The 26,388-nt window shown below is 70.3% G+C and carries 24 protein-coding genes; 16 read left to right on the top strand and 8 right to left on the bottom strand.

All coding sequences use genetic code 11. From position 1 onward, the window contains the following. The first annotated feature begins 24 nt into the window (after positions 1-24). The 4 genes from AB6A66_RS06000 to AB6A66_RS05985 all read left to right on the top strand — a co-directional run bounded on the left by AB6A66_RS06000 (position 25) and on the right by AB6A66_RS05985 (position 6,234). Positions 25-1,356, top strand: a complete 1,332-nt coding sequence (locus AB6A66_RS06000) for an amidase (protein ID WP_371055392.1) — start codon at positions 25-27, stop codon at positions 1,354-1,356. 140 nt (positions 1,357-1,496) lie between these two features. Next, positions 1,497-2,675, top strand: coding sequence for an aminotransferase class I/II-fold pyridoxal phosphate-dependent enzyme (locus AB6A66_RS05995; RefSeq protein ID WP_371055175.1), 1,179 nt, complete (start codon positions 1,497-1,499; stop codon positions 2,673-2,675). Positions 2,676-2,689: 14 nt separating this feature from the next. Next, entirely contained in the window at positions 2,690-5,545 is a 2,856-nt protein-coding gene (locus AB6A66_RS05990; RefSeq protein WP_371055174.1) for a DNA translocase FtsK 4TM domain-containing protein, read from the top strand. A 92-nt stretch (positions 5,546-5,637) separates the two neighbouring features. After that, positions 5,638-6,234: an outer membrane lipoprotein carrier protein LolA gene (locus AB6A66_RS05985; RefSeq protein WP_371055173.1), complete on the top strand. Its 597-nt coding sequence runs from the start codon at positions 5,638-5,640 to the stop codon at positions 6,232-6,234. On the opposite strand, the gene AB6A66_RS05980 is transcribed toward AB6A66_RS05985, so the two are convergent. Further along, on the bottom strand, positions 6,231-6,821 hold the full coding sequence (locus AB6A66_RS05980; RefSeq protein ID WP_371055172.1) for a lytic transglycosylase: 591 nt from the start codon (positions 6,819-6,821) through the stop codon (positions 6,231-6,233). The genes AB6A66_RS05985 and AB6A66_RS05980 overlap by 4 nt on opposite strands. 196 nt (positions 6,822-7,017) lie before the next feature. Here AB6A66_RS05980 and hspQ point away from each other — a divergent pair, with 196 nt between their 5' ends. Beyond that, a complete protein-coding gene (gene hspQ, locus AB6A66_RS05975; protein ID WP_371038254.1) occupies positions 7,018-7,344 on the top strand; it encodes a heat shock protein HspQ in 327 nt (108 codons plus the stop codon). Between the two features lie 36 nt (positions 7,345-7,380). Here hspQ and AB6A66_RS05970 read toward each other — a convergent pair whose 3' ends face one another. From AB6A66_RS05970 to AB6A66_RS05960, 3 genes are all read right to left on the bottom strand, one after another. After that, the gene (locus AB6A66_RS05970; protein ID WP_371055171.1) at positions 7,381-8,958 is read right to left on the bottom strand and encodes a gamma-glutamyltransferase family protein; all 1,578 of its coding nucleotides are present in this window, start codon (positions 8,956-8,958) and stop codon (positions 7,381-7,383) included. Positions 8,959-9,148: 190 nt separating this feature from the next. Further along, positions 9,149-9,658: an ATP-binding protein gene (locus AB6A66_RS05965; protein WP_371055170.1), complete on the bottom strand. Its 510-nt coding sequence runs from the start codon at positions 9,656-9,658 to the stop codon at positions 9,149-9,151. 28 nt (positions 9,659-9,686) lie between these two features. After that, the gene (locus AB6A66_RS05960; RefSeq protein ID WP_371055169.1) at positions 9,687-10,040 is read right to left on the bottom strand and encodes an STAS domain-containing protein; all 354 of its coding nucleotides are present in this window, start codon (positions 10,038-10,040) and stop codon (positions 9,687-9,689) included. A gap of 103 nt (positions 10,041-10,143) precedes the next feature. On the opposite strand from AB6A66_RS05960, the gene AB6A66_RS05955 reads away from it, so the two are divergent. Next, on the top strand, positions 10,144-11,316 hold the full coding sequence (locus AB6A66_RS05955) for an acetyl-CoA C-acyltransferase (protein WP_371055168.1): 1,173 nt from the start codon (positions 10,144-10,146) through the stop codon (positions 11,314-11,316). 32 nt (positions 11,317-11,348) lie between these two features. Then, positions 11,349-11,804 (top strand): GAF domain-containing protein, encoded by a 456-nt coding sequence (locus tag AB6A66_RS05950; RefSeq protein WP_371055167.1) that lies wholly within the window; start codon positions 11,349-11,351, stop codon positions 11,802-11,804. Positions 11,805-11,823: 19 nt separating this feature from the next. Here the strand turns inward: AB6A66_RS05950 and AB6A66_RS05945 are convergent, their stop codons facing one another. Both AB6A66_RS05945 and AB6A66_RS05940 read right to left on the bottom strand, forming a co-directional pair. Next, positions 11,824-12,642 (bottom strand): phosphate ABC transporter ATP-binding protein, encoded by an 819-nt coding sequence (locus AB6A66_RS05945; protein WP_371055166.1) that lies wholly within the window; start codon positions 12,640-12,642, stop codon positions 11,824-11,826. A gap of 125 nt (positions 12,643-12,767) precedes the next feature. Then, entirely contained in the window at positions 12,768-13,586 is an 819-nt protein-coding gene (locus AB6A66_RS05940; RefSeq protein ID WP_371055391.1) for a sulfotransferase family protein, read from the bottom strand. Positions 13,587-13,762: 176 nt separating this feature from the next. Here AB6A66_RS05940 and AB6A66_RS05935 point away from each other — a divergent pair, with 176 nt between their 5' ends. Together AB6A66_RS05935 and AB6A66_RS05930 are read left to right on the top strand one after the other, a co-directional pair. Further along, positions 13,763-15,340, top strand: coding sequence for a DUF5928 domain-containing protein (locus AB6A66_RS05935; protein ID WP_371055165.1), 1,578 nt, complete (start codon positions 13,763-13,765; stop codon positions 15,338-15,340). Between the two features lie 10 nt (positions 15,341-15,350). Then, on the top strand, positions 15,351-15,722 hold the full coding sequence (locus tag AB6A66_RS05930) for a histidine triad nucleotide-binding protein (RefSeq protein WP_371038261.1): 372 nt from the start codon (positions 15,351-15,353) through the stop codon (positions 15,720-15,722). 12 nt (positions 15,723-15,734) lie between these two features. On the opposite strand, the gene AB6A66_RS05925 is transcribed toward AB6A66_RS05930, so the two are convergent. Next, positions 15,735-16,670, bottom strand: a complete 936-nt coding sequence (locus AB6A66_RS05925) for an ABC transporter ATP-binding protein (protein ID WP_371038262.1) — start codon at positions 16,668-16,670, stop codon at positions 15,735-15,737. Between the two features lie 88 nt (positions 16,671-16,758). Between AB6A66_RS05925 and AB6A66_RS05920 the strand changes: the two genes are divergently transcribed. The 4 genes from AB6A66_RS05920 to AB6A66_RS05905 all read left to right on the top strand — a co-directional run bounded on the left by AB6A66_RS05920 (position 16,759) and on the right by AB6A66_RS05905 (position 21,306). Further along, the gene (locus AB6A66_RS05920) at positions 16,759-16,947 is read left to right on the top strand and encodes a zinc-finger domain-containing protein (RefSeq protein WP_371038307.1); all 189 of its coding nucleotides are present in this window, start codon (positions 16,759-16,761) and stop codon (positions 16,945-16,947) included. 124 nt (positions 16,948-17,071) lie between these two features. After that, complete coding sequence (polA, locus tag AB6A66_RS05915; RefSeq protein WP_371055164.1) at positions 17,072-19,879, top strand: DNA polymerase I; 2,808 nt, start codon at positions 17,072-17,074, stop codon at positions 19,877-19,879. Positions 19,880-19,964: 85 nt separating this feature from the next. Further along, entirely contained in the window at positions 19,965-20,384 is a 420-nt protein-coding gene (locus tag AB6A66_RS05910) for a universal stress protein (RefSeq protein WP_371038264.1), read from the top strand. A gap of 7 nt (positions 20,385-20,391) precedes the next feature. Next, positions 20,392-21,306 carry a cation diffusion facilitator family transporter gene (locus AB6A66_RS05905; protein WP_371055163.1) on the top strand — a complete coding sequence of 305 codons (915 nt, stop codon included), beginning with the start codon at positions 20,392-20,394 and terminating at the stop codon, positions 21,304-21,306. A gap of 39 nt (positions 21,307-21,345) precedes the next feature. Here AB6A66_RS05905 and AB6A66_RS05900 read toward each other — a convergent pair whose 3' ends face one another. Next, the gene (locus AB6A66_RS05900; protein WP_371055162.1) at positions 21,346-21,939 is read right to left on the bottom strand and encodes a DUF1285 domain-containing protein; all 594 of its coding nucleotides are present in this window, start codon (positions 21,937-21,939) and stop codon (positions 21,346-21,348) included. Positions 21,940-22,008: 69 nt separating this feature from the next. Between AB6A66_RS05900 and AB6A66_RS05895 the strand changes: the two genes are divergently transcribed. The 3 genes from AB6A66_RS05895 to AB6A66_RS05885 all read left to right on the top strand — a co-directional run. Beyond that, entirely contained in the window at positions 22,009-23,016 is a 1,008-nt protein-coding gene (locus tag AB6A66_RS05895; protein WP_371055161.1) for an AAA family ATPase, read from the top strand. Further along, positions 23,013-23,888, top strand: coding sequence for a DUF58 domain-containing protein (locus AB6A66_RS05890; protein ID WP_371055160.1), 876 nt, complete (start codon positions 23,013-23,015; stop codon positions 23,886-23,888). Before AB6A66_RS05895 ends, AB6A66_RS05890 begins: the two co-directional genes overlap by 4 nt. Then, the coding region (locus tag AB6A66_RS05885; protein ID WP_371055159.1) for a DUF4159 domain-containing protein at positions 23,885-26,388 on the top strand (2,504 nt) is incomplete at its 3' end. The genes AB6A66_RS05890 and AB6A66_RS05885, both read left to right, overlap by 4 nt.

Raw genomic sequence — 26,388 nt, 5'->3', positions numbered from 1 at the left:
TCCGAGCGCAACGGAGGGATGGCGATGGACGAGTGGCGGGGGATGAGCGCGGCGTCGCTCGGGCGTGGCATCGGGGCAGGCGAAATCGACCCCGTGGCGCTGACCGAGGTCTTTCTGGACGCGATCGAAGCGCATCCCGACAGCGGGCGCATCTATGCGCGGCTCACGCCCCGGCGCGCCCGCGCCGAGGCGCAGGCCGCATCGGAGCGCGCGGCGGCGGGTCTGCGACGCTCGCCGCTCGACGGTGTGCCCGTAAGCTGGAAGGATCTCTTCGACACGGCCGGCACGGCCACGGAGGCGGGAAGCGCGCTTCTTGCCGGGCGCGTGCCCGACCGCGACGCCGAGGTGCTGGAAAACGCGACCGCGCTGGGCCTCGTCTGCCTCGGCAAGACCCACATGTCGGAATTCGCCTTCTCCGGGCTGGGCTACAACCCGGTGACCGGGACGCCGCCCTGCGTGAACGACCCCGGGGCGGCGCCGGGCGGCTCCTCTTCGGGGGCCGCGGCGTCGGTCGCCTTCGGCCTGGCGGCGGCCGCGGTGGGCTCGGACACCGGCGGATCGGTGCGGGTTCCCGCGGCGTGGAACGACCTCGTCGGACTGAAGACGACCTCGGGGCGGCTTTCGCTTTCGGGCGTCGTGCCGCTCGCCCCGCGCTTCGACACGGTGGGGCCGCTGACGCGCACGGTGGAGGACGCGGCGCTGATGCTTGCCGCGCTCGAGGGCGGGGCGCCCGCGGATCTTGCCGGCGCCGACCTGTCGGGGCGCCGCTTCGCCGCGCTGAGCACGGTCGCGCTCGACGAGCTGCGCGAGGGGCCGGCCGCGGCCCACGCCGATGCGCTGGCCCGGCTGGAGGGCGCCGGCGCCGAGATCGTCGAGCTTGCGGTGCCGGAGCTCGAGGAGGCGATGGCGCTCTCCGGCATCCTCTACACGTCCGAGGCCTACGGCGTCTGGCGCGAGACCATAGAGGCGCGTCCCGAGGCGATGTTTCCCGAGATCCTCGCGCGGTTCCGCGGCGGGGCCGAGCACGGCGCCGCGGACTACGTCGCCGCCTGGCGGACGCTGGAGCGTCTGCGCGGGGTCTGGGCGCGCGCCACGGCGGGCTTCGACGCGGTGCTGGCGCCGACCGTACCGATCATGCCGCCCGAACTGGCGCGGCTCGAGACCGAGGACGCCTATTACCGCACCGAAAACCTGATGACGCTGCGCAACACCCGCATCGGCAACCTGATGGGGCTTGCCGCGCTCACCCTGCCCACCGGCCATCCGTCCTGCGGGCTGCAACTCCTGGCGCCGCCGACGGCCGAGCGCAGGCTCCTGCGGCTCGGCTCCGCGGCGGAGGTCGTTCTGGCCGCCTGAGCCACTCGTTTCGCGCCGCTATGGCCGCGAGGCCACAAGCCCCCGTCGTGCGGGGCTTTGGCTGGACGGGGCAGGGGGGATTTCGTATCGTGCCCCGCAAACGGGGCGCCAACGATCCCGTAGCCCGAGGCAGCAAGAGCATGTTTTCCGAGAGGTTCTCGACCCTCCCTCCCTACGCGTTCCCGCGTCTGCGGGCGCTGCTCGACGGCCATGCGCCGGGCGGGGAGGTCGTGAACATGTCGATCGGGGAGCCGCAGCACCCGTTCCCGCCCTTCGTGACGGAGATCGTCGCGCGCGAGTCGGCCGGTTTCGGCCGCTACCCGCCGAACGACGGCACGCCGGAACTGCGCGCGGCCTACGCCGACTGGCTGGCGCGGCGCTACGGCGTGCGCGCGGACCCGGAGACGCAGGTCATGCCGCTCAACGGCACGCGCGAGGGGCTTTTCGACGCCGCTCTCGCGCTGGTGCCCGAGACGAAGGCGGGCCGGCGCGCGGCGGTGCTGATCCCGAACCCCTTCTACCAGGTGTACCTTGCGGCGGCGCTGGGGGCGGGGGCCGAGCCCGTGCTCGTTCCCGCGACGCCGGAGACGGGCCATCTGCCCGACATCGCCTCGCTGCCGGCCGAGACGCTCGACCGCGCGGCGGCGGTCTATCTCTGCTCGCCCGCGAACCCCCAGGGCGCGGTGGCCGGGCGCGACGACTGGCGCGCGCTGCTGGCTCTCGCCGAACGGCACGATTTCCTCATCCTGTCGGACGAATGCTATTCCGAGATCTACCGCGACGCGCCGCCGCCCGGCGGGCTCGAGATGGCGGCGGAGATGGGCGTCGACCCTGAGCGTGTGGTCGCCTTCCACTCGCTGTCGAAGCGATCGAACCTGCCGGGCCTGCGGTCGGGGATGCTGGCCGGCGGGCCCCGGGCCGTGGCGCGGATGAAACAGCTGCGCGCCTATGGCGGCGCGCCCCTGCCGCTGCCGCTGCAACGCGCCGCCGAGGCGGTCTGGGCCGACGAGACGCATGTCGAGGAGAATCGCGCCCGCTACCGCGCGAAATACGCGGTGGCCGACGAGATCCTCGGCGACGTTCCCGGCTACGAAAGCCCCGCGGCGGGCTTTTTCCTGTGGCTGCCGGTGGAAGACGGCGAGGCGGCCGCGGTGAAACTCTGGCGCGAAGCGGGGCTGCGCGTCCTGCCGGGCGCCTATCTCGCGCGGGACACCGTCGCGGGCAACCCGGGGGCGGGCTTCATCCGGGTGGCGATGGTCGCCCCCGAGGATGATCTGCGGCGCGGTCTGAAAAGCCTGCGCCGGGTTCTGTGGACGTGAGGACGAGGGGTAGAATGGCGTATCAGACACGCGGACGCGATCCGTTCTTCGACAGCGACACGGCCATGGCGATCGAGCGCCGGGGCAAGGAACTTCTGGGCCTCGCCCTGGTTCTGCTCGGCGCCGCCGCGGCGGCGATGATCCTGTCCTACACGCCCGACGACCCGAGCTGGATGAGCGCGACCGACGCGCCGGTGCAGAACTGGCTGGGCCGCGTCGGCGCCACCCTCGCCGCGCCGCTGTTCATGATCGTGGGGTGGGGCAGCCTGGGCATCGCGGTGGTGCTGGGCACCTGGGGGATTCGCTTCGCGCTTCATCGCGGCGAGGACCGTGCGATCGGGCGGCTCGTCTTCGCGCCGATCTGGATCGCCTTCGCCTCGGTCCACGCCTCCACGCTGGTGCCGGGCGAGGGCTGGGCCCACCCGTTCGGCATGGGCGGCCTTTTCGGCGACACCGTGCTCGCCGCGATCCTCACGGTCGCGCCCGTTGCCGCGGGCGCGGGGCTGAAGGTCGCCTCGGCCGTGATGGCGTTGCTGCTGCTGGCGATGGGCGCCTTCGTGCTGGGCTTCACCCGCGCCGAGGTCCGTGCCGCCTTGCGCTTCCTGCTCTTCGGGCTCGTGATGACCTACGCGGCGCTCGTGGCGTTGCTGGGACGCGCGGCGCGCGGCCTGGTCGCCACGGGGCGGCAGCTGCGCGGCGCGCAGGAAGGGTGGCGCGCGCGCCGTGCCGAGACGGCGGCGCGTCGCGCGGACGACGATCTCGTGGCGTGCGACGACGCGGAGGATCCCGCCCCGCCGCCGCGTGCGCCCGCGGGCGGGTTGCTCTCGCGGGTGCCGGCGCTGGTGCGCCGGGCCGAACCGATGCCGGAGCCCGAGCTGGTCGAGACCATGCTTCCCGGCGACGACGACGAGCCCATGCCGGGAGAGGACCGCATCCGCGCGCGTATCGCGGACGCGATCCGCGCCCGCACGCGCAAGCCCATGACGATCGCGCCCGAGGCGTCGCTCACGGGCGGGCGCGGGCGTGGCCCGGACCCGCTCGTGCTGGACACGAGCCTCCCGCGGGCGGCCCGGGCAGAGCCGCCGCTGACCTCGGGCATGCCCGTCCCGCCCGCCGAGCCGCCCCTGACGGCGCGGCCCGATCGGCATGAGACGCCGCGCACCGCCTTCGAGGACGAGCCCGATGACGGGGACGAGGCACAGGAGATGGCGGCATTCCGGTCCGAGCCCATGCAGATCCCGGCCGCGCAGCCGTCGCGGCCGAAGGTGGAGCAGCCGGTGCGCCGCGCGCCCGCCCCCTCGCGCCGCGCGCGGGAAGAGGCGCAGCCCTCGTTGCAGTTCGACGAGGCGCAAGGCTCGTCCTACGAGCTGCCGCCGCTGGGGCTGCTGGCCAACCCCGCCGCGATCGAGCGGCTCCACCTGTCCGAGGACGCGCTCGAACAGAACGCGCGGATGCTCGAAAGCGTGCTCGACGACTATGGCGTGAAGGGCGAGATCGTGAGCGTCCGCCCGGGCCCGGTCGTCACCATGTACGAGCTCGAGCCCGCGCCGGGGCTGAAGGCGAGCCGCGTGATCAACCTGGCCGACGACATCGCGCGCTCGATGTCCGCGCTGTCGGCGCGGGTCTCCACCGTGCCGGGCCGCTCGGTCATCGGCATCGAGCTTCCCAACGAGAAGCGCGAGATGGTGCTTCTGCGCGAGATCCTCGCCTCGCGCGAGTTCGGGGACGGCACGCAGAAACTGCCGCTCGCGCTGGGCAAGGACATCGGCGGCGCGTCGGTGGTGGCGAACCTGTCGAAGATGCCGCATCTGCTGATCGCGGGCACCACAGGTTCGGGCAAGTCGGTGGCGATCAACACGATGATCCTGAGCCTTCTCTACAAGCTCACGCCCGAGGATTGCCGTCTCATCATGATCGACCCGAAGATGCTGGAACTTTCCGTCTATGACGGCATTCCGCATCTGCTCTCGCCCGTGGTCACCGATCCCAAGAAGGCGGTCGTGGCGCTCAAGTGGGTCGTGGGCGAGATGGAGGAACGCTATCGCAAGATGTCCAAGATGGGCGTGCGCAACATCGACGGCTACAACTCTCGCGTGGCCGACGCGCTGGCCAAGGGCGAGATGTTCTCGCGCACCGTCCAGACGGGCTTCGACGACGAGACCGGAGAGCCCGTCTTCGAGACGGAGGAGTTCGCCCCCGAGAAGATGCCTTACATCGTCGTGATCGTGGACGAGATGGCCGACCTGATGATGGTCGCGGGCAAGGAGATCGAGGCCTGTATCCAGCGGCTCGCGCAGATGGCGCGCGCGAGCGGGATCCATCTCATCATGGCCACGCAGCGCCCGTCGGTGGACGTGATCACCGGCACCATCAAGGCGAACTTTCCCACGCGCATCAGCTTCCAGGTGACCTCCAAGATCGACAGCCGCACGATCCTGGGCGAGATGGGCGCCGAGCAGCTTCTGGGCCAGGGCGACATGCTCTACATGGCCGGCGGCGCCCGCATCACGCGTTGCCACGGCCCCTTCGTTTCCGACGAGGAAGTGGAGGAAATCGTCCGCCATCTGAAATCCTACGGCGCGCCCGACTACGTCTCGGGGGTGGTCGAGGGGCCCGACGACGAAAAGTCCGGCGACATCGATGCGGTTCTCGGACTTGGCGGGAACACGGACGGGGACGACTCGCTTTACGATCAGGCCGTGGCGATCGTGGCGCGCGACAGGAAGTGCTCGACCTCCTATGTCCAGCGCAAGCTCGGCATCGGCTACAACAAGGCCGCCCGGCTCGTGGAGCAGATGGAGGACGCGGGCGTCGTCACGGCGGCCAACCACGTCGGCAAGCGCGAGATCCTGTTGCCCGAGCCGCAGTAGCGGCCGCGGGCGACAGGCGGCGCGGCGCCGCTCGCGGCAAAGTGAGCGAGATTGCGGATGCGCGGCCTGCGCGCGATGGTTAAATGCAAATCATGAACATGCGGACCCTCCTCCTCGCCGCGGGGCTCGCCCTCGCCTCCGCGCTTCCGGCCGCCGCCGAGAAGCTGCCGCTTTCGGCGCTCTCCGCCTATCTCAACAGTTTCGAGACGGCGCGAGGCGCCTTCACGCAGATCAACGACGACGGCACGATCCAGACGGGCACCATCTATATCCGGCGGCCGGGCCGGGTGCGGTTCGAGTACGATCCCCCCGAAGAGACGCTCGTGCTGGCCTCGGGCGGCGCCGTGGCCGTGTTCGACCCCAAGGGCAATTCCGGCCCCGAAACCTACCCGCTGGACCGCACGCCTCTCAAGATCATCCTCGCGCGGCAGGTGGACCTCTCGCGGGAGCGCATGGTGACCGCGCACGATCATGATGGCAGTGCGACGACCGTCACCGCGCAGGATCCCGAAAACCCCGACTACGGGAACATCCAGCTCGTCTTCACCGGCCCGCCGGTCGAGCTGCGCCAATGGAAGGTGAACGACAGCGGCGGGGGCTCGACCACGGTGGTGCTGGGCGATCTGGAACTCGGCCCGTCGCTTCCGAACCGGCTTTTCAACATCCAGCTCAATACACGGCAGCGCTAGCGCGCGGCGCGGCAGTTCGAAAGCTGGGCCCCGTAGAGCACGGCACGTGTCTGCACGTCGTCGGCCACGCGGACGAGCCACGATTTCGCGTTGTAGCTGCCCCGCGCGAAGCCGGTATGGCCTTCGTGATAGGCGAGATACTGGTTGCGCGCGTCGCTGAGCGGGATGCCGTTCCGCTCCCGGCTCTTGGTCATGTACCAGCCCATGAAGTCGGTGGCGTCGCGGATGTCGTCGCGCCGCGCCCGGCGCGCCCCGGTCTCGCGCTGGTATTCCTCCCAGGTGCCGTCGAGCGCCTGGCTGTAACCGTAGGCGGAGCTTTGCCGACCCATGGGCAGCACGCCCAGCGTGTAGCGGAACGGCGTGCGCGCATCGCCTATGAACTTGCTTTCCTGGTACATGGCCGCCATCTGCACGGAGACGGGCACGCCCCATTTCCGTTCCGTCGCGCGGAAGGCGCGGTAGTAGTGGGGCCGCTCGGTCGCGATCGCGCAGGCGTCATCCAGATTGCGCGGCGCGGCATACTGTGTTTTGGCGCCGCAGGACGCCAGGAGAAGCGCGGTCAGAAGCGCGCCGAGAATTCTGCTCATCTGCCTCGTGTCCGGTTCTGCGCCGATTGGGGCAAGTGTAACGCAACGCACCCTTGGGGGGAAACATCAATCCACGCGGCGCCGCCGGTCACGTTTCATTGTGACTGCGCGAGTCACAGTCTGTTTCCGGGGCAACGGGTTCCGGGGAATGGACAAGCCGTGCAACAAACGATTAAAAGGTTAGTGGGGCTATACCATGTTAAAAACGCGCGCCAAATATTGTATCGGTCAAGTGGTCCGACATCGAAAGCACCCCTTTCGGGGCGTGGTGTTCGACGTGGACCCCGAATTCAACAACACCGAGGAATGGTACCAGGCCATCCCCGAGGACAGCCGCCCGGCACGCCAGCAGCCCTTCTACCACCTGCTCGCCGAGAACGACGACAGCTTCTACGTGGCCTACGTGTCCGAGCAGAACCTCGTCGCCGACTACTCGGGTGAGCCGGTCGACCATCCCGACATTCCCGAACTCTTCGGGCCTTTCCAGGACGGTCACTACGATCTGCACTTCCAGTTGAACTGATGAAGGCCCGGCGCGCCTGCGCGCACCGGGACGCGATCAGTAGCCCAGCGCGCAGCCATCCTTGCGGGGATCGGAGGCGCCTTCGAGAACCCCGTCCTCGTGGATCCGGATCGCCTGAGCGCCGCCGAGCGGGCGCGCGGGCGTGACCACCTTGTGGCCCAGCTCGGCCAGCGCGGCGCGGGTGGCGTCGGGGTAGCCGCGTTCCAGCCGCAGCTCTCCCGCCTCGGAAAAGGCGCGCGGCGCGTCGAGCGCGGCCTGCGGATTGATCCCGAAGTCGATGAGGTTGGTCATCACCCGCACGTGGCCCGTCGGCTGATAGCCGCCGCCCATCACGCCGAACGGCATCGTCACGCGACCGTTCTCGCGCAGCATCGCCGGGATGATCGAGTGGAGCGGGCGCTTGCGCGGTCCCAGCTCGTTCGGGTGGCCCGCCTCCAGCGTGAAGGCCGCGCCGCGGTTCTGAAGCAGGATCCCGAACCGCTCCGAGACGAGGCCCGAGCCGAACCCGTGGAAGATCGAGTAGATCAGCGAGACGGCCCGGCGGTCGCGGTCCACCACGGTGATGTAGACGGTCTCCTTGTGCTCGGCCCAGGCGGGCGCGGGCGGCGGCGGCAGCACCGCATCGGCCCTTATGCGCGCCGCCAGCCTGCGCGCCGTCTCCGGCGCGAGCATCGCCTCGGCCGCCGCGGCGTGGTCCGGATCTGCGATCAGGCGGTCACGTTCCTGGTGGGCGAGCTTGGCCGCCTCGGTCTCCAGATGCGTGCGCTCGGGCCCCAGCGGATCGAGCGATGCGAGGTCGAACTCCGCCAGCATGTGCGCCATCAGGATCGCCGTCGCGCCCTGTCCGTTGGGCGGATGCTCGACAAGCTCCACGTCCTTGTAGCGCCCCGAGACCGGCGCCGCGGTCATGGATGCGGTCGCCGCGAAGTCCTCGGCGGTGTGCACGCCGCCATGGGCGTTCAGCACCGCCAGCATGTCCTCGGCGACTTCGCCCGTGTAGAAGGCATCGCGCCCGTCGCGCGCGATGCGGCGCAGCACCTCCGCCTGTCCGGGCGCGCGGAAGATCGCGCCGGGGGCGGGTGCGGTGCCGTTCACGGCGTAGATGTCGCGCGCAGCGCCTTGCAGCACCGCGGCGTCGCCCGCCCAGTCGAAGGCCACCCGCGGCGCCACCGGCACGCCGTTTTCCGCCGCCGCGATGGCGGGAGCGAGCAGCGCGTCGATGCCGAGCCGCCCGTGACGTTCCGCCAGAGTGCAGAACGCGTCGATGGCGCCGGGCACCGTCACGGCCTGTGCGCCGTAGGGCGGGATGGTGGTCAGCCCCTCGGCGCGCAGCGCCTCCGGATCCGCGGCCGCGGGCGCGCGGCCGGAGCCGTTCAGCGCGGTCACCTCTCCGGTGGACGGATCGGACAGAAGCGCGAAGCAGTCCCCCCCGATGCCGGTCATCTGCGGTTCGCAAAGGCCGAGCATGACGGCCCCCGCGACGGCCGCATCGGCGGCCGTGCCGCCCTGGCGCAGGATGTCCACCGCCGTCAGCGCGGCGAGCGGGTGCGACGTGGCGCACATGCCCTCGGTGGAGAAGACGGCCGAGCGGCCGGGTGTCTGGAAATCGCGCATGATGCCCTCCCCGCATGACGCAAGCCGCCGGGTTTTCGCGGCTGCCGTGCCGGATTGCAAGGCTCGGGACGGTGAAGGGGGAAGACCTCGGTACCGCGCACTGGGTGGGGGCTGTTGACGACGCGGCACCGAGGGAAGCCTAAGCAGCTACAATGCTGTTGTCGCCCGGCATTCTGTCCGCCTTTGGGACTCATTGCGGCGTTTTCGGGGCAGTCGTGGCGCCGGGCGCTTTCAGGCAAAGCGCCAGCCGGAGTTCGTTGCGTCCGTATCGGCGCCTGTAGCGCACGTCCCGCGCCAGGCTGTGGATGAGCGGCCAGCCGAAGCCGCCCTCGGGCAGGGTGGCCTTCGGCCCCGCGAGGGACGGAAACTGCCCCTCGGGAAGGCGCCCGCCGGGCATTGGGCGCCCGTCATCCGAGACGGAAAGGTCGAGTCTGCCCTCGCGCACCCGGACCTCCACGCGGATGGCGCAGGGCGCGTCCGACGCATGGGCGTGTTCGACCACGTTGTTCAGCACTTCGGCAAGCACCAGTTCGGTGGCCGTCCGACCAGCGCAGTCGCCGAGATGCGGGGCGAGCCCGGCCATCACCCGCCCGAGCGCGGTCCGGACGTCCGCCGGCCGGGCCGCGCAGCGGGCGACGACCCGGCGGTCGCCGGTCCGAGAGGGGCCACCCGACGCCTGCACGTGGGGGGGCGCGCTCATCGCAGCGACCCGCCGGCGGCTGGGAGCATCAGCCGCCCGCCCCGGTGAGGGCGGTGTCGACGCTGTCGTGGATGGTGAAGATCGTGTCCATGCGGGTCAGGCGGAACACCTTGTCCACCGCCGGGGCCAGCGCCGCGAGTTCGAGCCGGGCGGCGCCGTCGAGCTGCTTCATCGCGGCGACGATGGCGCCGAGCCCGCTCGAATCGATGAACTCCACCCGCCCGAGATCGAGCAGAACGCGCCCCGGCGTGCCGCCGCCGGGGTCGGGCGCCGTGATCTCGCGCATCCTGTCCTTGAAGCGAATCGCCACGAAGGCGTCGATCCGCGGCTCCGCCACCGACACGAGCCGCACGCCGTCCCTGTCCTGCACCGAAAGTTCCATCGTCATCTCCGGCCGGCCATCCTCTCGCGAGGAGAGGCTAGACCCGATTCCTTACCATCCGGTATTGAGACGCGGGAGCCATGCCGAGCCAGGGGGAAAGAGGATGAGCGAAGTCGTGATCGCCGGGGCGGCGCGCACCGCGATGGGCGGGTTGCAGGGCGTGTTCGCCGGGATGCCGGCCGCGGAACTGGGTGGCGCCGCCATCTCCGCGGCCCTGGGCGAAGCTGCCCGCCCGGAGGTGGACGAGCTGGTGATGGGCTGCGTGCTACCCGCCGGGCAGGGGCAGGCGCCGGCGCGTCAGGCCGGTTTCGCCGCCGGTCTCGGCGAGGAGGTGCCGGCCACCACGCTGAACAAGATGTGCGGCTCGGGGATGAAGGCGGCGATGGTGGCCTTCGACCAGATCGCGCTCGGCCAGGCGCGGGTCGTGGTGGCCGGCGGCATGGAAAGCATGTCGCGCGCGCCTTACCTCTTGCCCGCGATGCGCGGCGGGGCGCGGATCGGCCATCAGCAGGCGGTCGATCACATGTTTCTCGACGGTCTCGAGGACGCCTACGACAAGGGTCGGCTCATGGGCACCTTCGCCGAGGATTGCGCCGAACACTACCAGTTCACCCGCGAGGCGCAGGACGCCTATGCGCTGGGCTCCCTCGAAGGCGCGCTCAAGGCACAGGAGAGCGGCGCCTTCGCCCGCGAGATCGTTCCCGTCACGGTTCGCGGCCGCAAGGGCGAGACCGTGGTCGCCGAGGACGAGCAGCCGGGCCAGGCCCGCCCCGACAAGATCCCGCAGCTGAAGCCGGCCTTCCGCGAAGGCGGCACGGTGACCGCGGCCAACGCCTCCTCGATCTCGGACGGGGCGGCCGCGCTCGTGCTCGCGGCGCGCGACACGGCCGAGGCCGCCGGCATGACGGTGCGCGCGCGGGTGCTCGGCCATGCCTCGCACGCCCAGGCGCCCGGCTGGTTCACCACCGCCCCGGTGCCCGCGGCGCGCAAGCTGCTGGACCGGATCGGCTGGCAGGTGGGCGACGTCGATCTTTGGGAGGTCAACGAGGCCTTCGCCGTGGTGCCCATGGCCTTCATGCGCGAGATGGGGCTGCCGCGCGACATCGTGAACGTGCACGGTGGCGCCTGCGCGCTCGGCCATCCCATCGGCGCATCGGGCGCGCGGATCATGGTCACGCTGCTCAACGCGCTGGAGACCCGCGGGCTGAAGCGTGGCGTGGCGGCCATCTGCATCGGCGGCGGCGAGGGCACGGCGATCGCGATCGAGCGGATCTGATCGCCGACACGGCAAGCGAGGGGAGGCCGCCGATGACGGTTGATTACGCGGAGCTCGCCCGCATGGTGGCGGCGCTGACGGAGGGCGAGACGGACCCGGTGGCGCTGATGGCGACGCTCGCCTGCGAGATCCACCACGCCGATGCGCGTTTCGACTGGACCGGGTTCTACCGCGTCACCGAGCCCGGGCTTCTGAAGATCGGCCCCTACCAGGGCGGGCACGGCTGCCTGACGATCCCGTTCGACCGGGGCGTCTGCGGTGCCGCGGCCCGCACCGGCGAGGTGCAGATCGTGGATGATGTGGAGGCGTTCCCGGGCCATATCGCGTGCTCTTCCTCGACCCGGTCCGAGATCGTGCTGCCGGTCCACGACGGCGCGGGCCGGCTGATCGCCGTTCTCGACATCGACAGCGACCGCCCCACCGCCTTCGGCCCGGACGACGCGGCGGGCATCGGCGCGATCCTCGCGGAGACGTTCGGTCGGTTCTAACGCCGTCCGGCGCCAGGGTTCAGCCGAACTTGCCCTTGATGAACGCGCGAGCCTCGGGGTCCTGCGCGGCGCTGAACATCATCTCGGTCGGCGCGATCTCGCGCAGTTCGCCCAGATGGAAGTAGGCCACGCGGTCGGCCACCCGGCGCGCCTGCATCATCGAGTGGGTGACGACCACGACCGCATGGCGCGTCTTGATCTCCAACAGAAGATCCTCGACCTTCTGGGTCGCGATCGGGTCGATGGAGCCCGTGGGCTCGTCCATCAGGAGCACGTCGGGCATGGTGGCGAGCGCGCGCGCGATGCAGAGGCGCTGCTGCTGGCCGCCCGACAGGTCGGTGGCTTCCAGGTCGCGCAGGTGATCCTTCACCTCGTCCCAGAGATGCGCGCGGCGCAGGCAGTCCTCCACATGGTCGGCGAGTTCCGCGCGACTGCCGGTCAGGCCGTGGATCTTCGCGCCGTAGGCCACGTTGTCCCAGATGCTCATGGGAAAGGGGTTGGGCTTCTGCGCGACCCAGCCGAACCGGCGCCGGTGAAGCGGCGGATCGACGTCGCGCGCGTGGATGTCGTGCCCGTCCATCAAGACGCTGCCCTCGATCCGGACGCCGCGGGTGTCGTCGTGCATCCGGTTGAGAACCTTCAGCATGGTGGACTTGCCGCAGCCCGAGGGCCCGATGAAGGCGAGGACCTCGCGCGGGTAGAGATCGAAACTCATATCTTTCAGCGCGTGCGTGCCGTCGCCGTACCAAAGGTTCAGATCGCGTATTTCGATGATCGGCGCGGCGTTGTCGCGCGCGTTTCCGCCTGGCCGCTCCGCGGCCCCGTTCTGGTCGAACATGTCGTCCTCCCGTTCGTGCATGAGCAGGAGGATGCCCGGCGCCGTCCGACGGGCGATTGATCTGGGTCACGCGCCCGCGGATTTCACAAAAGTTTCACGTTTCGCCGGAACCCGCGCCGCGCCGCTCACTCGCCGAGCTTGGCGTGCACCTCCTCGAGGTCGATCTCTCCCGTGGGCATCCGGTTGGCCGGGTTCTCGAAATCGTAGCGGAAGAGCTCGAAATCCCGCTTGTAGATCTCGTAGACGAGGTGCATCGACAGATCGTCGAAGTAGTCCTCCACCGGGTGCAGGCGCTTGGGCCCGTGGCCCGAGCTTTCATTGAAGCGGGGCACCTTCGCCAGATCGACGGGGTGGGGCGTCTCGATCCCGTCCAGCACCGCCTGCATCCCCTCGTCGAACCTCTCGGTCCAGAAGATGTGGTCGTAGCGCCCGCCGTTCAGGATGAAGGTGGAGACATGGCCCGAGACGGAGGACCAGTGGATGTCGGGCTCCATCGGGCGTTTCCAGCGGATCGTGTCGCGGGCGAAGAGCAGGAAGCGGCGGAAGCTCTTGATCTGGTCGAAGTCCTGCCGGCCGTCCGCGCCGCCTACCTCGATCCCGTATTTCTGGATCACCGTGGGCACGAGGTTGCCCCGGTAGCGCCGCCCGTTGCGCTGGATGCCGCAGATCTTGTCGAAGAAGGAGGACAGGATCCGGCTGTAGGGATTGCGCACGCAGGTGAAGGCGACCGCGCCGCGCGCCCTCACCGTCTCCTCGATGCGCGGCTGGCTTTCCGGCTGCGCCCACTTGTGCAGACCCTCGGTCGCGTCGTGGATGTCGCCGTCATGGTAACGCCCGTGATCGGAGTAGTAGAGGATCTGCCCGATCGTGGAGCATGCGCATTTCGGCACCACGCGGTAGACCACGCTGCCGCTTCCGGTCATCCATGTGCCTGGAAAGCCGATGGGTCCTGCCTCCGTCAGCCGCTTCGGGCCCTGCCTGTCTGGCGGTATACCGCGAGGCGGCGAAACAGGGAAAGAACCTATCGCGCCGAAGCGCCGGGAAACACTGTTTCTCCGGCGCGGCTTCGGCGGTATCAACGTCGGAATCGGGGGCGGACACGGGGGGGCGGCGCGCAGGTTTGGCCAGGATCGCGTTCATACTTCTTTGCCACAAGGATCCCGACGCGATCGTCAAGCAGGCGCAGCGGCTGACGGCCGCGGGCGACTGCATCGCCATCCACCTCGACGCGCGCGCGGATCCCGGGCATTTCGCGCGCATTCGCGCCGCGCTGCGCGACAACCCCGCCGTGACCTTTGCGAAACGGCGGGTCAGATGTGGCTGGGGGGAATGGTCGCTGGTTCAGGCGACGCTCAACGCGGTCGAGGCCGCGCTCGGCGCCTTTCCCGAGGCCACGCATTTCTACATGCTGTCCGGCGACTGCATGGCGATCAAGTCGGCGGAATACGCCCATGCCTTCCTCGACGCGCGCGACGCCGACTACATCGAAAGCGTCGATTTCTTCGCCTCCGACTGGATCCGGACGGGGATCAGGGAAGAACGGCTGATCTACCGGCACTGGTTCAACGAGCGCCGGCAGAAGCGGCTGTTCTACGCCTCGCTCGACATCCAGCGCCGCCTCGGGCTGGCGCGGCGCGTGCCCGCCGACCTGGAAATGATGATCGGCAGCCAGTGGTGGTGCCTGCGCCGCCGCACGGTGGAGGCGATCCTGGGGTTCCTGGCCAGGCGGCCCGACGTCGTCCGCTTCTTCCGAACCACATGGATCCCGGACGAGACGATGTTCCAGACGCTGGTGCGCCACCTCGTGCCCGAGACCGAGATCGAAAGCCGCACGCTGACCTTTCTCATGTTCTCCGACTACGGGGTGCCGGTCACCTTCTACAACGACCACTACGACCTGCTGCTGAGCCAGGATGCGCTTTTCGCCCGCAAGATCAGCCCCGAGGCGCGCGATCTGAAGCGCCGGCTCGGCCATCTCTACGCCTCCGAGGGCACCGAGTTCCAGATCTCGGACGAGGGGCGGAGCCTTTACAGGTTCCTCACCGGGCGCGGCCGCATCGGCCGGCGCTTCGCGCCGCGCTTCTGGGAGGCAGAGGGCACGCTCGGCCACGAGCGCGAGCTGCTGATCGTGGTGTGCAAGAAATGGCATGTCGCCAAGCGCCTCGTCGGGCGCATTCGGCAGATGACGAACCTGCCCTGCGCCGAGTATCTCTTCAACGAGGAGACCGCCGAACTGCCCGATCTGGGCGGCATCCAGAAAAGCATGGAAAAGCGCCATCGCCACCGCCGCGCGCTGATGCGGATGCTGTTCGACTATCACGGCGCCGACCGGCTCGTGGTGTGCATGGATCCCGCCGATCTCGATCTCATGCTGGATTTCGGCCGCGATCGCTCGGTCACGCGGATCCTGGAGATCGAGTGCGCCTTTACCGATGCCTATCTCGTCGGACATGCGATGCGTGTCGGACTGGCCGGGCCGCGCACGCCGCGGGAGACGCTGGAACGGCTGCTGCCGACGATCCGCAACGAGATCGCCTTCGAAAGCGACCGCATCCGCGAGGCGGGCTTTGCGCATCACTACCGCCTGCGCGAGAACGACCCGCCCGAGGCCAACGCCCGGCCGCTGGCGGAATTCCTTGCGATCGGCGACGCACAGGCGCTAGAGATCGCGCGCACGCAGCATCTGTTTGCCGACTGAGGGGACGGGGATGGCCTACGCCTACGACGACCAGAACGTGTTCGCGAAGATCCTGCGCGGGGAGATCCCCAACGACACCGTGATGGAGACCGAGCACAGCCTCGCCTTTCGCGACATCCAGCCCCAGGCGCCGGTGCATGTGCTGGTGATCCCGAAAGGCCCCTACGTGTCCTTCGACCACTTCGCGCAGGAAGCGTCGGAGGCGGAGATCGTCGATTACGTCCGCACGGTGGGCGAAGTCTGCCGCATGGAGGGCGTGGAGGAGCAGGGCTTCCGCCTCATCTCGAACGCGGGCCGCGACGGCGTGCAGGAGGTGCCGCATCTCCACGTGCACATCCTCGCCGGCCGTCCGCTCGGCCGGATGCTGGCGCGCGCGGAGTAGCCGCGCGGCGCGTCACTCCGCGCGGGTGCGCGTGAGCGACAGGAACACGTCCTCCAGGTCGGGCTCTTCCGAGCGCACGTCGCGGATCGAGATGCCCGCCGCGCGCACCGCGTCCAGCACCGCCCCGGCCTGCGTGCGCCGGGTCTGGTAGCTCAGCGCGAGCGCGCCGTCGGCGCGGCGCTCTACCGTCACGCCCTCCGCTTCCGGCAGGCGCGGCACCTCGCCATCGGGTTGGACCACGAGCGTCTTGGCGTCGAAGCGCGCCAGCAGGGCCGGGGTGCTGTCATGGGCGACCACGAGGCCCTCGTGGATGATGGCGATCTCGTCGCACATCTGCTCGGCCTCCTCGAGGTAGTGGGTGGTCAGGATGATCGTCATCCCCTGCTCGTTCAGCCGCCGGACATTGGCCCAGAGCATCTGGCGCAGCTCGATGTCCACGCCCGCGGTGGGCTCGTCGAGGACGAGCACCTGCGGATCGTGGACGAGCGCCTTGCCGAGCAGGAGCCGCCGGCGCATGCCCCCCGACAGCGTGCGGGCATAGGCCTCGGCCTTGTCCTCGAGCCCGACGAGGCGAAGGATCTCGGCGGTGCGACGCTGCGATTTCGGCACGCCGTAGAGCCCGGCCTGCACCTCCAGCAGCGCCCGCGGCGTGAAGAACGGGTCGAGGTTCAGTTCCTGCGGCATCACCCCGATCGCGGCGCGCGACTGGCGCGGGTTCACGTCCTGGTCGAAGCCCCAGATCGCGACCCGGCCCGCCGTTTTCAGCACCAGCCCGGCCAGGATGTTGATCAGCGTCGACTTGCCGGCCCCGTTGGGGCCCAGAAGGCCGAAGACGGACCCTTCCGGCACCGCGAGATCGACGCCGCGCAGCGCGTGCTTGGGCGCCGCGCCGCGCCCCCCCGCATAGGTCTTCGTCAGCCCTTCGATCTCGATCGCGTTGCCGGCCATGTCGCCCTTGTCCCTGCCTCGCTCATCGCGCATATCTGCCCTTAGTCGAGGCGCCGCGCGCCTACAACCGTCAGGAGCCGTCATGCCGATGACCTTCGAGCCGCCCGAGACGAAAATCGTCGATCGCTGGCGCGTCGCCTGCGACGGCGGCGAGGGCGCGCTGGGGCATCCGCGCGTCTGGCTGCAGATCCCGCGCGACACCGGCTGGGTCGAATGCGGCTACTGCGACGCGAAATACGTTCACCGCGACTTCGCCGAGGCGCCTGGCGAGGGCTGAGCGGCCCGGCGCGGCGTTGCCGGCTCCGTCCGGTGGCGCGAGCCGGCCGCAAGGCCGCGCCACTGGCGCCCGCCCGCCCTGCGTGGCAAGACAGGGCGCGACTGCACGGGCGGGAGGCTTCCCCATGAGTTTCGGCAAGGGCCATCATCTGCATCTGATCGACGGGTCGGCCTTCATCTTCCGGGCCTACCACGCGCTGCCGCCGCTCACCCGCCGGTCGGACGGGACGCCGGTGGGCGCCGTGGCGGGCTTTTGCAACATGCTGCAGCGCTACATCTCCAACAATGAGGGGCCGGACGCCGCGACGCATCTGGCGGTGATCTTCGACAAGGGCAGCCACACCTTCCGCAACGACCTCTACGACGCCTACAAGGCCAACCGCGAGGAGATGCCCGAGGACCTGCGCCCGCAGATCCCGCTCACGCGCCGCGCGACCGAGGCCTTCAACATCCCCTGCATCGAGATGGAGGGCTTCGAGGCCGACGACATCATCGCCACCCTGGCCTGCCGCGCGCGCGACGCCGGCGCCCGCGTCACCATCGTGAGTTCCGACAAGGACCTGATGCAACTGGTGGGCGAGGGCGTGGAGATGTTCGACGCCATGAAGAACCGCCGCATCGACCGCGAGGGCGTGGAGGAGAAGTTCGGCGTGCCGCCCGAGAAGGTCGTGGACGTGCAGGCGCTCGCGGGCGACAGCATCGACAACGTGCCCGGCGCGCCCGGCATCGGGGTGAAGACCGCCGCGCTTCTCGTCAACGAGTTCGGCGACCTCGAGACGCTGCTGGAGCGGGCCGAGGACATCAAGCAGCCCAAGCGCCGCCAGACCCTGATCGAGCACGCCGACCAGATCCGGCTTTCGAAGAAGCTGGTGGAACTCGACCGCGACATGGACCTCGCGGTCGGCCCGCACGAGCTGGAGCTGCGCGACCCCGACGCCGAGACGCTTCTGGGCTTTCTCTCCGAGATGGAGTTCCGGACCCTCACCCGGCGCGTGGCCGAGGCGCTGGGCGTCGAGCCGCCGGCGATCCCCGACACCAACCCGGGGGGCGCCGACCCGTCCGAGGGCGAGGACGCGCCCGAGACCGCGGGCTTCGAGCCCGGAAGCTACGCGTGCATCCGCGATCTCGCCACCCTCTCGGCGTGGCTCGACCGCGCCCGCGCGCAGGGCTACTTGGCGCTCGACACCGAGACCACGGGCCTCGACGACATGCGCGCGGACCTTGTCGGCGTCTCGCTCGCGCTCGCCCCCGGGGAGGCGGCCTACCTGCCGCTCGCCCACAAGGCCGAGGCCTCGGGCGATCTCTTCGGCTCGGACGCGCTCGCTGAGGGCCAGGTGGAGATGGCGGACGCGCTCGCGGCGCTGAAGCCCGTCCTGGAGGACGACGCGATCCTCAAGATCGGGCAGAACATGAAGTACGACGCCAAGATCCTGGCCCGGTACGGCATCTCCGTCGCGCCCGTCGACGACACGCTGCTGATGTCCTACGCGATGAACGCCGGTCTGCACGGGCACGGGATGGACACGCTGTCCGAGCGCTACCTCTCCCACACGCCGATCCCGATCAAGGAGCTGATCGGCTCGGGCAAGAGCCAGATCACCTTCGACCGGGTGCCCATCGACCGCGCCACCGCCTACGCCGCGGAGGACGCCGACATCACGCTGCGGCTCTGGCAGCTGTTCCGGCCGCAGCTTCACGCCGCGCATGTCACCCGCGTCTACGAGCGGATGGAGCGCCCGCTCGTGCCCGTTCTCGCCGAGATGGAGATGGCGGGAATCAAGGTGGACCGCGATACGCTCTCGCGCATGTCGGGGGCCTTCGCGCAGAAGATGGCGGCGCTCGAGGAAGAGATCCACGAGCTCGCGGGCGAGACTTTCAACGTGGGCAGCCCCAAGCAGCTGGGCGAGATCCTCTTCGACAAGATGTCGCTCGAGGGCGGCAAGCGCGGCAAGACCGGCGCCTACGCCACCGGCGCCGAGGTGCTCGAGGATCTCGCCATGGAGCACGAGCTGCCCCGCAAGGTGCTCGACTGGCGCGCCGTCTCGAAGCTGAAGAGCACCTACACCGACGCGTTGCAGGAGCACATCAATCCCGAGACCGGGCGCGTGCACACCTCCTATGTCCAGTCGGGCGCGGCGACGGGGCGGCTCGCTTCCACCGATCCGAACCTGCAGAACATCCCCGTGCGCACCGAGGAGGGCCGGCGCATCCGCGAGGCGTTCGTGGCCGAGGAGGGAAAGTTGCTGGTCAGCCTCGACTACAGCCAGATCGAACTTCGGATCCTTGCCCATGTCGCGGGCATCGGCGCGCTGAAACAGGCGTTCCGCGACGGGCTCGACATTCACGCGATGACGGCATCCGAGATGTTCGACGTGCCGCTGGAGGACATGACGCCCGAGATCCGCCGGCAGGCGAAGGCGATCAACTTCGGGGTCATCTACGGCATCTCGGGATTCGGGCTGGGGCGGAACCTGCGGATCCCGCGGTCCGAAGCGCAGGGCTTCATCGACCGCTACTTCGAGCGGTTTCCCGGCATCCGCGACTACATGGACGAGACGGTCGCCTTCGCCAAGGCGCACAAGCGGGTCGAGACGCTCTTCGGCCGCGTGATCCACACGCCCGAGATCGACGCGCGCGGCCCGCGGGCGGGCTTCGCCCGGCGCGCCGCGATCAACGCGCCGATTCAGGGCACCGCGGCGGACATCATCCGGCGCGCCATGGTGCGGATGCCCGGGGCGATCGAAGGACTGCCCGCGCGGATGCTCCTGCAGGTCCACGACGAGCTTCTCTTCGAGGTGGAGGCAGGCGCCGAGGCGGATCTCGTCGCCGCTGCCCGCACGGTCATGGAGGCCGCGGCCGAACCCGCCGTGCGGCTCGACGTGCCGCTCGTCGTGGACGCGGGGCAGGGGGCAAACTGGGCCGAGGCGCACTGAACGTTCGCGGCCGGTCTCGGTGGACCGCCCGCGCGCGACGTGAGACAGTCACGCTTGAAGCGTCGCCAGCCCCCGGAGCCCCGCCATGGTCAAGCCCGTCCGAAAGATCCTCTGCCCCGTCAATCTTCGCCATGTGAAGCACGAACAAAGCGCCTACGAGGAAGCCAGCGAAATGGCCGGGCGGCGTGGCGCGGAGCTCATCGTGGCGACCATCGCGCCCGAGATGGAGCGCAACCTGAACATCTACGACGCGGAGACCTACTGGACGGGCGAGTTGCGGAAATTCGTCGCCGCCAACCGCCATCCGGGGGTGACGCCGCGCCTGATCGTGCGCAAGGGCGCGGTGCACCGGCAGATCGTGAAGCTCGCCATGTCCGAGGCGGTAGATCTCATCGTGATGGAGGCGGCCAACCCGCGCATCCGCGACTATCTTCTCGGAACGACCGCAAGCCACGTCGTGGCGCATGCGCCCTGCTCCGTCTACGTGGTGCGCCAGCTGGACTGACGCGGCCATGGGCGACCATCACGGCCACCACCACGGGATCGACGCCGGGGCGGGCGACCTGCGTGTCGCGCTCGCCGTCGGCGTGAACCTGTTCCTGACGCTGGTACAGATCGTCGCCGGGGCCATATCCGGAAGCCTCGCGCTCGTCGCCGACGCGATCCACAACCTGTCGGACGCGCTCTCGCTCGGGATCGCGCTCGCCGCGCGGCGCATCGGGCGGCGGCCCGCCGACGCGGCAATGACCTTCGGCTACCGGCGCGCCGAGGTCGTCGCGGCGCTCGTCAACTACACGACGCTGATCGTCATCGCCGTCTGGCTCGGGGCGGAGGGGGTGATGCGCCTTGTCGCACCGGAGCCGGTCACCGGCTGGATCATGGTGGCGGTGGCGGGGGTCGCCCTCGCCGTGGACCTCGTGACCGCCGCGCTCACCTGGGCGATGGCGAAGAGCAGCGTGAACATACGCGCGGCCTTCCTGCACAATCTTGCGGACGCGCTGGGCTCGCTCGGCGTCATCGTCGCGGGCAGTCTCATCCTGCTCTACGGTGCGACCTGGGTGGACGCGGCGGTGACGCTCGGGATCGCCGCCTACATCCTGTGGCAAAGCGCGGCGGGGCTGGGGCCCGTGGTGCGCATCCTGATGCTGGCAAGCCCGGAGACCCCGGACGCCCGCGAGGTTCTTTCCGCCATGCGCGCCGCGCCGGGCGTGGGCGACGTGCATCACCTGCACCTCTGGCGGATGCAGGAGCACGAGGCCGCGCTCGAGGCGCATGTGGTGATGTCGGGAGAAATGCCCGCCCAGACCGTGCGCCTCGCCCTGAAGGACTTGCTCGAGGCGCGCTTCGACCTCACGCACACGACCCTCGAGATCGAGACCGAAGAGACCGCGTGCGAGGCGCCGCAACGGCTCGGCCATCCCGACTGACATGCGGCCCGGCGCGCCGCCCGACAGCGCCCGCCGCGCTCAACCGTCCGGCAGCTCCGCCGCGGGGATCACCGGAAAGAAGGCACCGCCGGACCAGAGGCCGAACCAGCGCCCGCCGCCCACCTCTTCGCGCCCGCCGTGATCGACGAGGCGGTAGAAGCTCTTGCGGTCGATGAGCGCCTCGAGCCGGTCGCGCACGAGGACGTAGGGCGCGGGCTCTCCCGTCTCGGGGTCGCGTTCCACGCGGATCGGATGGTCGGGGCCCGCCGCGACGGTGTCGCCGACATGGGTGCGGAATGTCAGCACCTGGTCCTGCCCCTTGCCTTGCGCCTCGAAATCGACGGCGACGAAAGGCGCGTCGTCCACGGTGATCCCGACCTTCTCGACCGGCGTCACGAGAAAATACCTGTCGCCATCCTTCCGCAGGATCGAGGAAAAGAGCTTCACGAGCTCGAATCGGCCGATGGGCGTGCCCAGATAGAACCAGGTGCCGTCGCGCGCGATCCGCATGTCGAGATCGCCGCAGAAGGGAGGATTCCAGTCATGCACGGGCGGGCGTCCCTTGCCCCGGGCGGCGCGCGCGGAGGCGGCGAGGCTTTCGGCGGACGGGGTCACGGGAATGTGTGCGCTCATAGTTTTTGCCTTCCTCCTGTCGCGCGATACACTTCGTCAAAGGGATATATGATGCAAGGAGCGCCTGTCATGGCCGAGGATGCGGATCTCATCGCCGGGATTGAGTCCCTCGAATCGAAGATCGCCGAAGCCCGCGCCTCCATCACGCGCCGCTTCATCGGGCAGGAACGGGTGGTGGACCTGACGCTTTCGGCGCTGCTTTGCGGCGGCCACGCGCTGCTGATCGGCCTTCCGGGTCTCGGCAAGACGCGGCTCGTCGAGACGCTTTCGACCGTGATGGGGCTCGACGGCAACCGCGTGCAGTTCACCCCCGACCTCATGCCCGCCGACATTCTCGGCTCGGAGGTGCTCGAGACGGGCGAGGACGGCAGCCGCACCTTCAAGTTCATTACCGGCCCGATCTTCTGCCAGCTTCTGATGGCGGACGAGATCAACCGCGCCTCGCCGCGGACGCAGTCGGCGCTCTTGCAGGCCATGCAGGAAAAGCGCGTGACCGTCGCCGGAGAGGACCGGCCGCTCGCCAGGCCCTTCCACGTGCTCGCCACGCAGAACCCGATCGAGCAGGAAGGCACCTATCCGCTGCCCGAGGCGCAGCTCGACCGGTTCCTCGTGCAGATCGACGTGGCCTATCCCGACCGCGCGACCGAGCGCGACATCCTGCTGGCCACCACCGGCGTGGAGGAGGAGGAGGCGCACGCCGTCTTCACCGCTGCCGAGCTGATGGAGGCGCAGACGCTTCTGCGCCGCATGCCCGTGGGCGACAGCGTGGTCGAGGCGATCCTGGACCTGGTGCGCGCCTTCCGTCCCGATGACGAAAGCGCCCCCGCCCGGGTGCGCGAAAGCGTCGCGTGGGGTCCGGGCCCGCGCGCCGCGCAGGCGCTGATGCTGACCGTCCGGGCGCGGGCGCTTCTGCAGGGCCGCCTCGCGCCCTCGATCGAGGACGTGATGGACATGGCGCGCCCGGTTCTCAGCCATCGCATGGCGCTGCGCTTCTCGGCGCGCGCCCGTGGCGACAGCCTCGCCGATCTGATCGACGAGACCTGCGACGCCATGGCGCGGCCCGAGGCCGCCGCGTGACGGAACCCCTCGTCCTCCGTTCCCGCGCCGAGGAAGAGGCCGCCCCGTTCCCGCCGCTGCTCGCACGGGCCGAGCACCTGGCCGGGACCGTGCTTCTGGGCGAGCACGGGCGCCGCCGGGCCGGGCTTGGCGACGATTTCTGGCAATACCGGCCCGTCCAGCCCGGCGACTCGCTGCGGATGGTGGACTGGCGGCGCTCGGCGCGCGGCGACGACCGCTACGTCCGCGAGCGGGAGTGGACCGTCGCGCAGTCGGTGATGCTCTGGGTGGACCAGGCCGCGTCCATGCAGTTCGCGTCCTCGAAGGACCTGCCCAGCAAGGGCGAGCGCGCCCGCGTTCTGGCGCTGGCGGCGGCGATCCTGTTGATCCGCGGCGGAGAGCGCGTGGGGCTCACCGGCGGATCGCTGCCGCCGCGCCGGGGCGAGGTGCAGATCCTGCGCCTCGCGGAGGCGTTCTCGCGCGACGGGATCGAGGAGTACGGCACGCCGGAGGCGCGGGCGATGCTGCCGATGTCGCGCGCGCTGTTCATCTCGGATTTCCTCGGCGACCCTGAGCCGGCAGAGCAGGCGCTCGCGAAAGCGGCCGATCGCGGGGTGCGCGGGGTGCTGATCCAGGTGCTCGACCCCACGGAAGAGGCGTTTCCGTTCCGCGGCCGCACCGTGTTCGAAAGCATGGGCCGTGGGCTTCGCCACGAGACGCTGAAGGCCGACGACCTGCGCGGGCGCTATCTCGAGCGGCTGGCCGAGCGGAAGGAACGGCTCGGCCAGCTTTGCGCCACGACCGGCTGGCGCTTTCACGTTCACCACACCGACGCCTCGGCGCAGTCGGCGTTGCTCTGGCTCTGGCAGGCGATGGAGGCGGGCACGGCATGACGCTTTTCGGCGCGATCGGCTTCGCGAACCCCTGGCTTCTGCTGGCACTTGCGGCGCTGCCGGTGCTGTGGCTGATCCTGCGCGCGGTGCCGCCCGCGCCGCTGCGCCGCTATTTCCCGGGCGTCGTTCTGCTTCTCGGCCTGCGCGACGAGGAACAGGTGAGCGACCGCACGCCCTGGTGGCTTCTGCTGCTGCGGATGCTCGCCGTGGCGGCGGTGATCCTGGGGTTGGCCGGGCCGGTGCTGAACCCCGAGGAGGAGCGCTCGTCCGGCGACGGGCCGCTTCTGGTCCTCATGGACGGCTCCTGGGCGGGGGCGGGCGACTGGGCCGCCAAGCTCGACGCGCTCGAGCGCGAGCTTGCAGAGGCCGGCCGCGCGGGCCGCACCGTCGCGATGGTGCGCCTGACCGCGCCCGAGGCGCCGGTCTTCCAGTCCGCCGATGCCTGGCGCGGCCGGCTGGTCGGGCTGGAGCCGCAGCCCTGGCAGCCCTCTGCGGACGATGTCGAGACCTTCCTCGCGGGGCTGGGCGACACGCGCTTCGACACGCTCTGGGTGTCGGACGGGCTTGCGCGCGACAGCCGCGCGGAGCTGCTTTCCGCGCTCGAGGCGCGCGGGACCGTGCGCGTGCTGCAATCGCCCGGGCCGGTTCTGGGTCTCATGCCGCCCACCGTGGAGGACGGCGCGATCCGCCTTGTCGCCCGCCGCTCCGAGCCCGGCGCGCCACGCGAGATCACCATCGCCGCCCACGGGCTGGATCCGGCGGGGGCGCCGCGGATCCTGGCGCGCGTGGGGGCGCGCTTCGCCGCCGGCGAGACGGAGGCGGAGGCCGCGCTGTCGCTGCCCGCGGAGCTTCGCGCGCGGCTGACCCGGTTCGAGGTCGAGGGCGCGCGCAGCGCGGGGGCGGTCAGCCTGCCAGACGACAGCCTGCGCCGGCGCGAGGTCGCGCTGATCGCCGGGCGCGACGACCGCGAGGGGCTCGAACTGCTGTCGCCGCTGCACTACCTCGAAAACGCCCTCGAACCGACGGCCGACCTGCTCGATGGCGCGCTGACCGACATCCTGCCCGCCAACCCCGACGTGATCGTGCTCGCCGATGTCGCCACGCTGTCGCCAGCCGAGGAGGCGGGTCTTGCCGAGTGGGTCGAAGGCGGCGGGCTGTTGCTGCGCTTCGCCGGACCCCGCCTAGCCGCGAGCGACGTGAGCCGCGCGGAAGAGGCCAGGCTGATGCCGGTCCGCCTGCGCGCGGGCGGGCGCACGGTGGGCGGCGCCATGAGCTGGGGCGAGCCCAAGAGCCTCGCACCCTTCGACGACGACAGCCCCTTCCGCGGCCTCGAGGTGCCCGGCGACGTGACCGTGTCGGCGCAGGTGATGGCCCAGCCGGACCCGGTGCTGTCCGAGCGCGTCGTGGCGCAGCTGACCGACGGCACCCCGCTCGTCACCCGCAAGCCGCTCGGCGAGGGGCAGGTCGTCCTCTTCCATGTCACCGCGAACGCGGAATGGTCCACCCTGCCGCTCTCGGGGCTTTTCGTGCAGATGCTGGAACGCCTTGCCGTCTCCTCTGCCGTCGCGGCGCCGGAGGCGTCGGACCTCGAGGGCACGGTCTGGCAACCGCTGAAGCTGCTCGACGGCTTCGGCCAGCTTCGCGACGCGGGCGCGCTGCCCGGGGTGGACGGCGCCGTCCTGGCGGAGGCGCCGCTCGGCCCCGATCTCCGGCCCGGCCTCTACCAGGGCGAGGACCGGACGCTCGCCCGGAACGTGGTGACGCCAGCGGTGACGCTCGCGCCCGCCACATGGCCCGACCGGATCACGGTCCTGGGGCTGTCCCGCCCGGCGGAGACGCCGCTCACCGGGGCGCTTCTGACCTTCGCGCTCCTGCTGCTCGTGGCCGACGTGCTTGCCTCGCTCGCCCTTTCCGGGCGGCTTCGGGGCGCCGCGGCGGCGCTTCTTCTGGCCGCGGCCCCTCTCGCCGGTCCCGCCCCCCCGGCGGCCGCCCAGCAATCCGCCGAGGACGCCTTTGCCCAGGGCGCGACCCGCGAGGTGGTGCTCGCCCATGTGCTGACCGGCGACGCGTCGATCGACGAGATGGCGGAGGCGGGGCTGCGCGGCCTGTCGGAAACGCTCTTCTTCCGCACCTCGGTGGAACCCGCCGAGCCCTTCGGCGTGAACCTCGAGACCGACGAGCTGGCCTTCTTCCCGCTGCTTTACTGGCCTGTCACGCCGGCGCAGCCGACGCCGTCGGACGCGGCCTATGCCAAGCTCAACGCGTTCCTGCGCTCGGGCGGGATGATCGTCTTCGACACCCGCGACGCGGACGTTGCGCGCTTCGGCGCGTCGAGTCCGAACGGCCGCAAACTCCAGGAGCTGGCGCGCCCGCTCGACATCCCGCCGCTCGAGCCGGTGCCGGACGACCATGTCCTTACCCGGACCTTCTATCTTCTGCAGGATTTTCCCGGCCGCCACGCCGCCCGCGAGGTCTGGGTCGAGGCCGCGCCGCCCGACGC

Source organism: Rhodosalinus sp. K401, assembly GCF_041365735.1.
Classification (GTDB): domain Bacteria; phylum Pseudomonadota; class Alphaproteobacteria; order Rhodobacterales; family Rhodobacteraceae; genus Rhodosalinus.
Note: the sequence above shows the minus strand (reverse complement) of the source record. Positions and strands in the feature narration are given on the sequence as shown.

Bases quoted from the DNA above. Each gene is read 5' to 3' on its own strand.
- AB6A66_RS06000 (WP_371055392.1), top strand. From the start codon at position 25: ATGGACGAGTGGCGGGGGATGAGCGCGGCGTCGCTCGGGCGTGGCATC.
- AB6A66_RS05995 (WP_371055175.1), top strand. From the start codon at position 1,497: ATGTTTTCCGAGAGGTTCTCGACCCTCCCTCCCTACGCGTTCCCGCGT.
- AB6A66_RS05990 (WP_371055174.1), top strand. From the start codon at position 2,690: ATGGCGTATCAGACACGCGGACGCGATCCGTTCTTCGACAGCGACACG.
- AB6A66_RS05985 (WP_371055173.1), top strand. From the start codon at position 5,638: ATGAACATGCGGACCCTCCTCCTCGCCGCGGGGCTCGCCCTCGCCTCC.
- AB6A66_RS05980 (WP_371055172.1), bottom strand. From the start codon at position 6,821: ATGAGCAGAATTCTCGGCGCGCTTCTGACCGCGCTTCTCCTGGCGTCC.
- hspQ (WP_371038254.1), top strand. From the start codon at position 7,018: ATGTTAAAAACGCGCGCCAAATATTGTATCGGTCAAGTGGTCCGACAT.
- AB6A66_RS05970 (WP_371055171.1), bottom strand. From the start codon at position 8,958: ATGCGCGATTTCCAGACACCCGGCCGCTCGGCCGTCTTCTCCACCGAG.
- AB6A66_RS05965 (WP_371055170.1), bottom strand. From the start codon at position 9,658: ATGAGCGCGCCCCCCCACGTGCAGGCGTCGGGTGGCCCCTCTCGGACC.
- AB6A66_RS05960 (WP_371055169.1), bottom strand. From the start codon at position 10,040: ATGGAACTTTCGGTGCAGGACAGGGACGGCGTGCGGCTCGTGTCGGTG.
- AB6A66_RS05955 (WP_371055168.1), top strand. From the start codon at position 10,144: ATGAGCGAAGTCGTGATCGCCGGGGCGGCGCGCACCGCGATGGGCGGG.
- AB6A66_RS05950 (WP_371055167.1), top strand. From the start codon at position 11,349: ATGACGGTTGATTACGCGGAGCTCGCCCGCATGGTGGCGGCGCTGACG.
- AB6A66_RS05945 (WP_371055166.1), bottom strand. From the start codon at position 12,642: ATGTTCGACCAGAACGGGGCCGCGGAGCGGCCAGGCGGAAACGCGCGC.
- AB6A66_RS05930 (WP_371038261.1), top strand. From the start codon at position 15,351: ATGGCCTACGCCTACGACGACCAGAACGTGTTCGCGAAGATCCTGCGC.
- AB6A66_RS05925 (WP_371038262.1), bottom strand. From the start codon at position 16,670: ATGGCCGGCAACGCGATCGAGATCGAAGGGCTGACGAAGACCTATGCG.
- AB6A66_RS05920 (WP_371038307.1), top strand. From the start codon at position 16,759: ATGACCTTCGAGCCGCCCGAGACGAAAATCGTCGATCGCTGGCGCGTC.
- polA (WP_371055164.1), top strand. From the start codon at position 17,072: ATGAGTTTCGGCAAGGGCCATCATCTGCATCTGATCGACGGGTCGGCC.
- AB6A66_RS05910 (WP_371038264.1), top strand. From the start codon at position 19,965: ATGGTCAAGCCCGTCCGAAAGATCCTCTGCCCCGTCAATCTTCGCCAT.
- AB6A66_RS05905 (WP_371055163.1), top strand. From the start codon at position 20,392: ATGGGCGACCATCACGGCCACCACCACGGGATCGACGCCGGGGCGGGC.
- AB6A66_RS05900 (WP_371055162.1), bottom strand. From the start codon at position 21,939: ATGAGCGCACACATTCCCGTGACCCCGTCCGCCGAAAGCCTCGCCGCC.
- AB6A66_RS05895 (WP_371055161.1), top strand. From the start codon at position 22,009: ATGGCCGAGGATGCGGATCTCATCGCCGGGATTGAGTCCCTCGAATCG.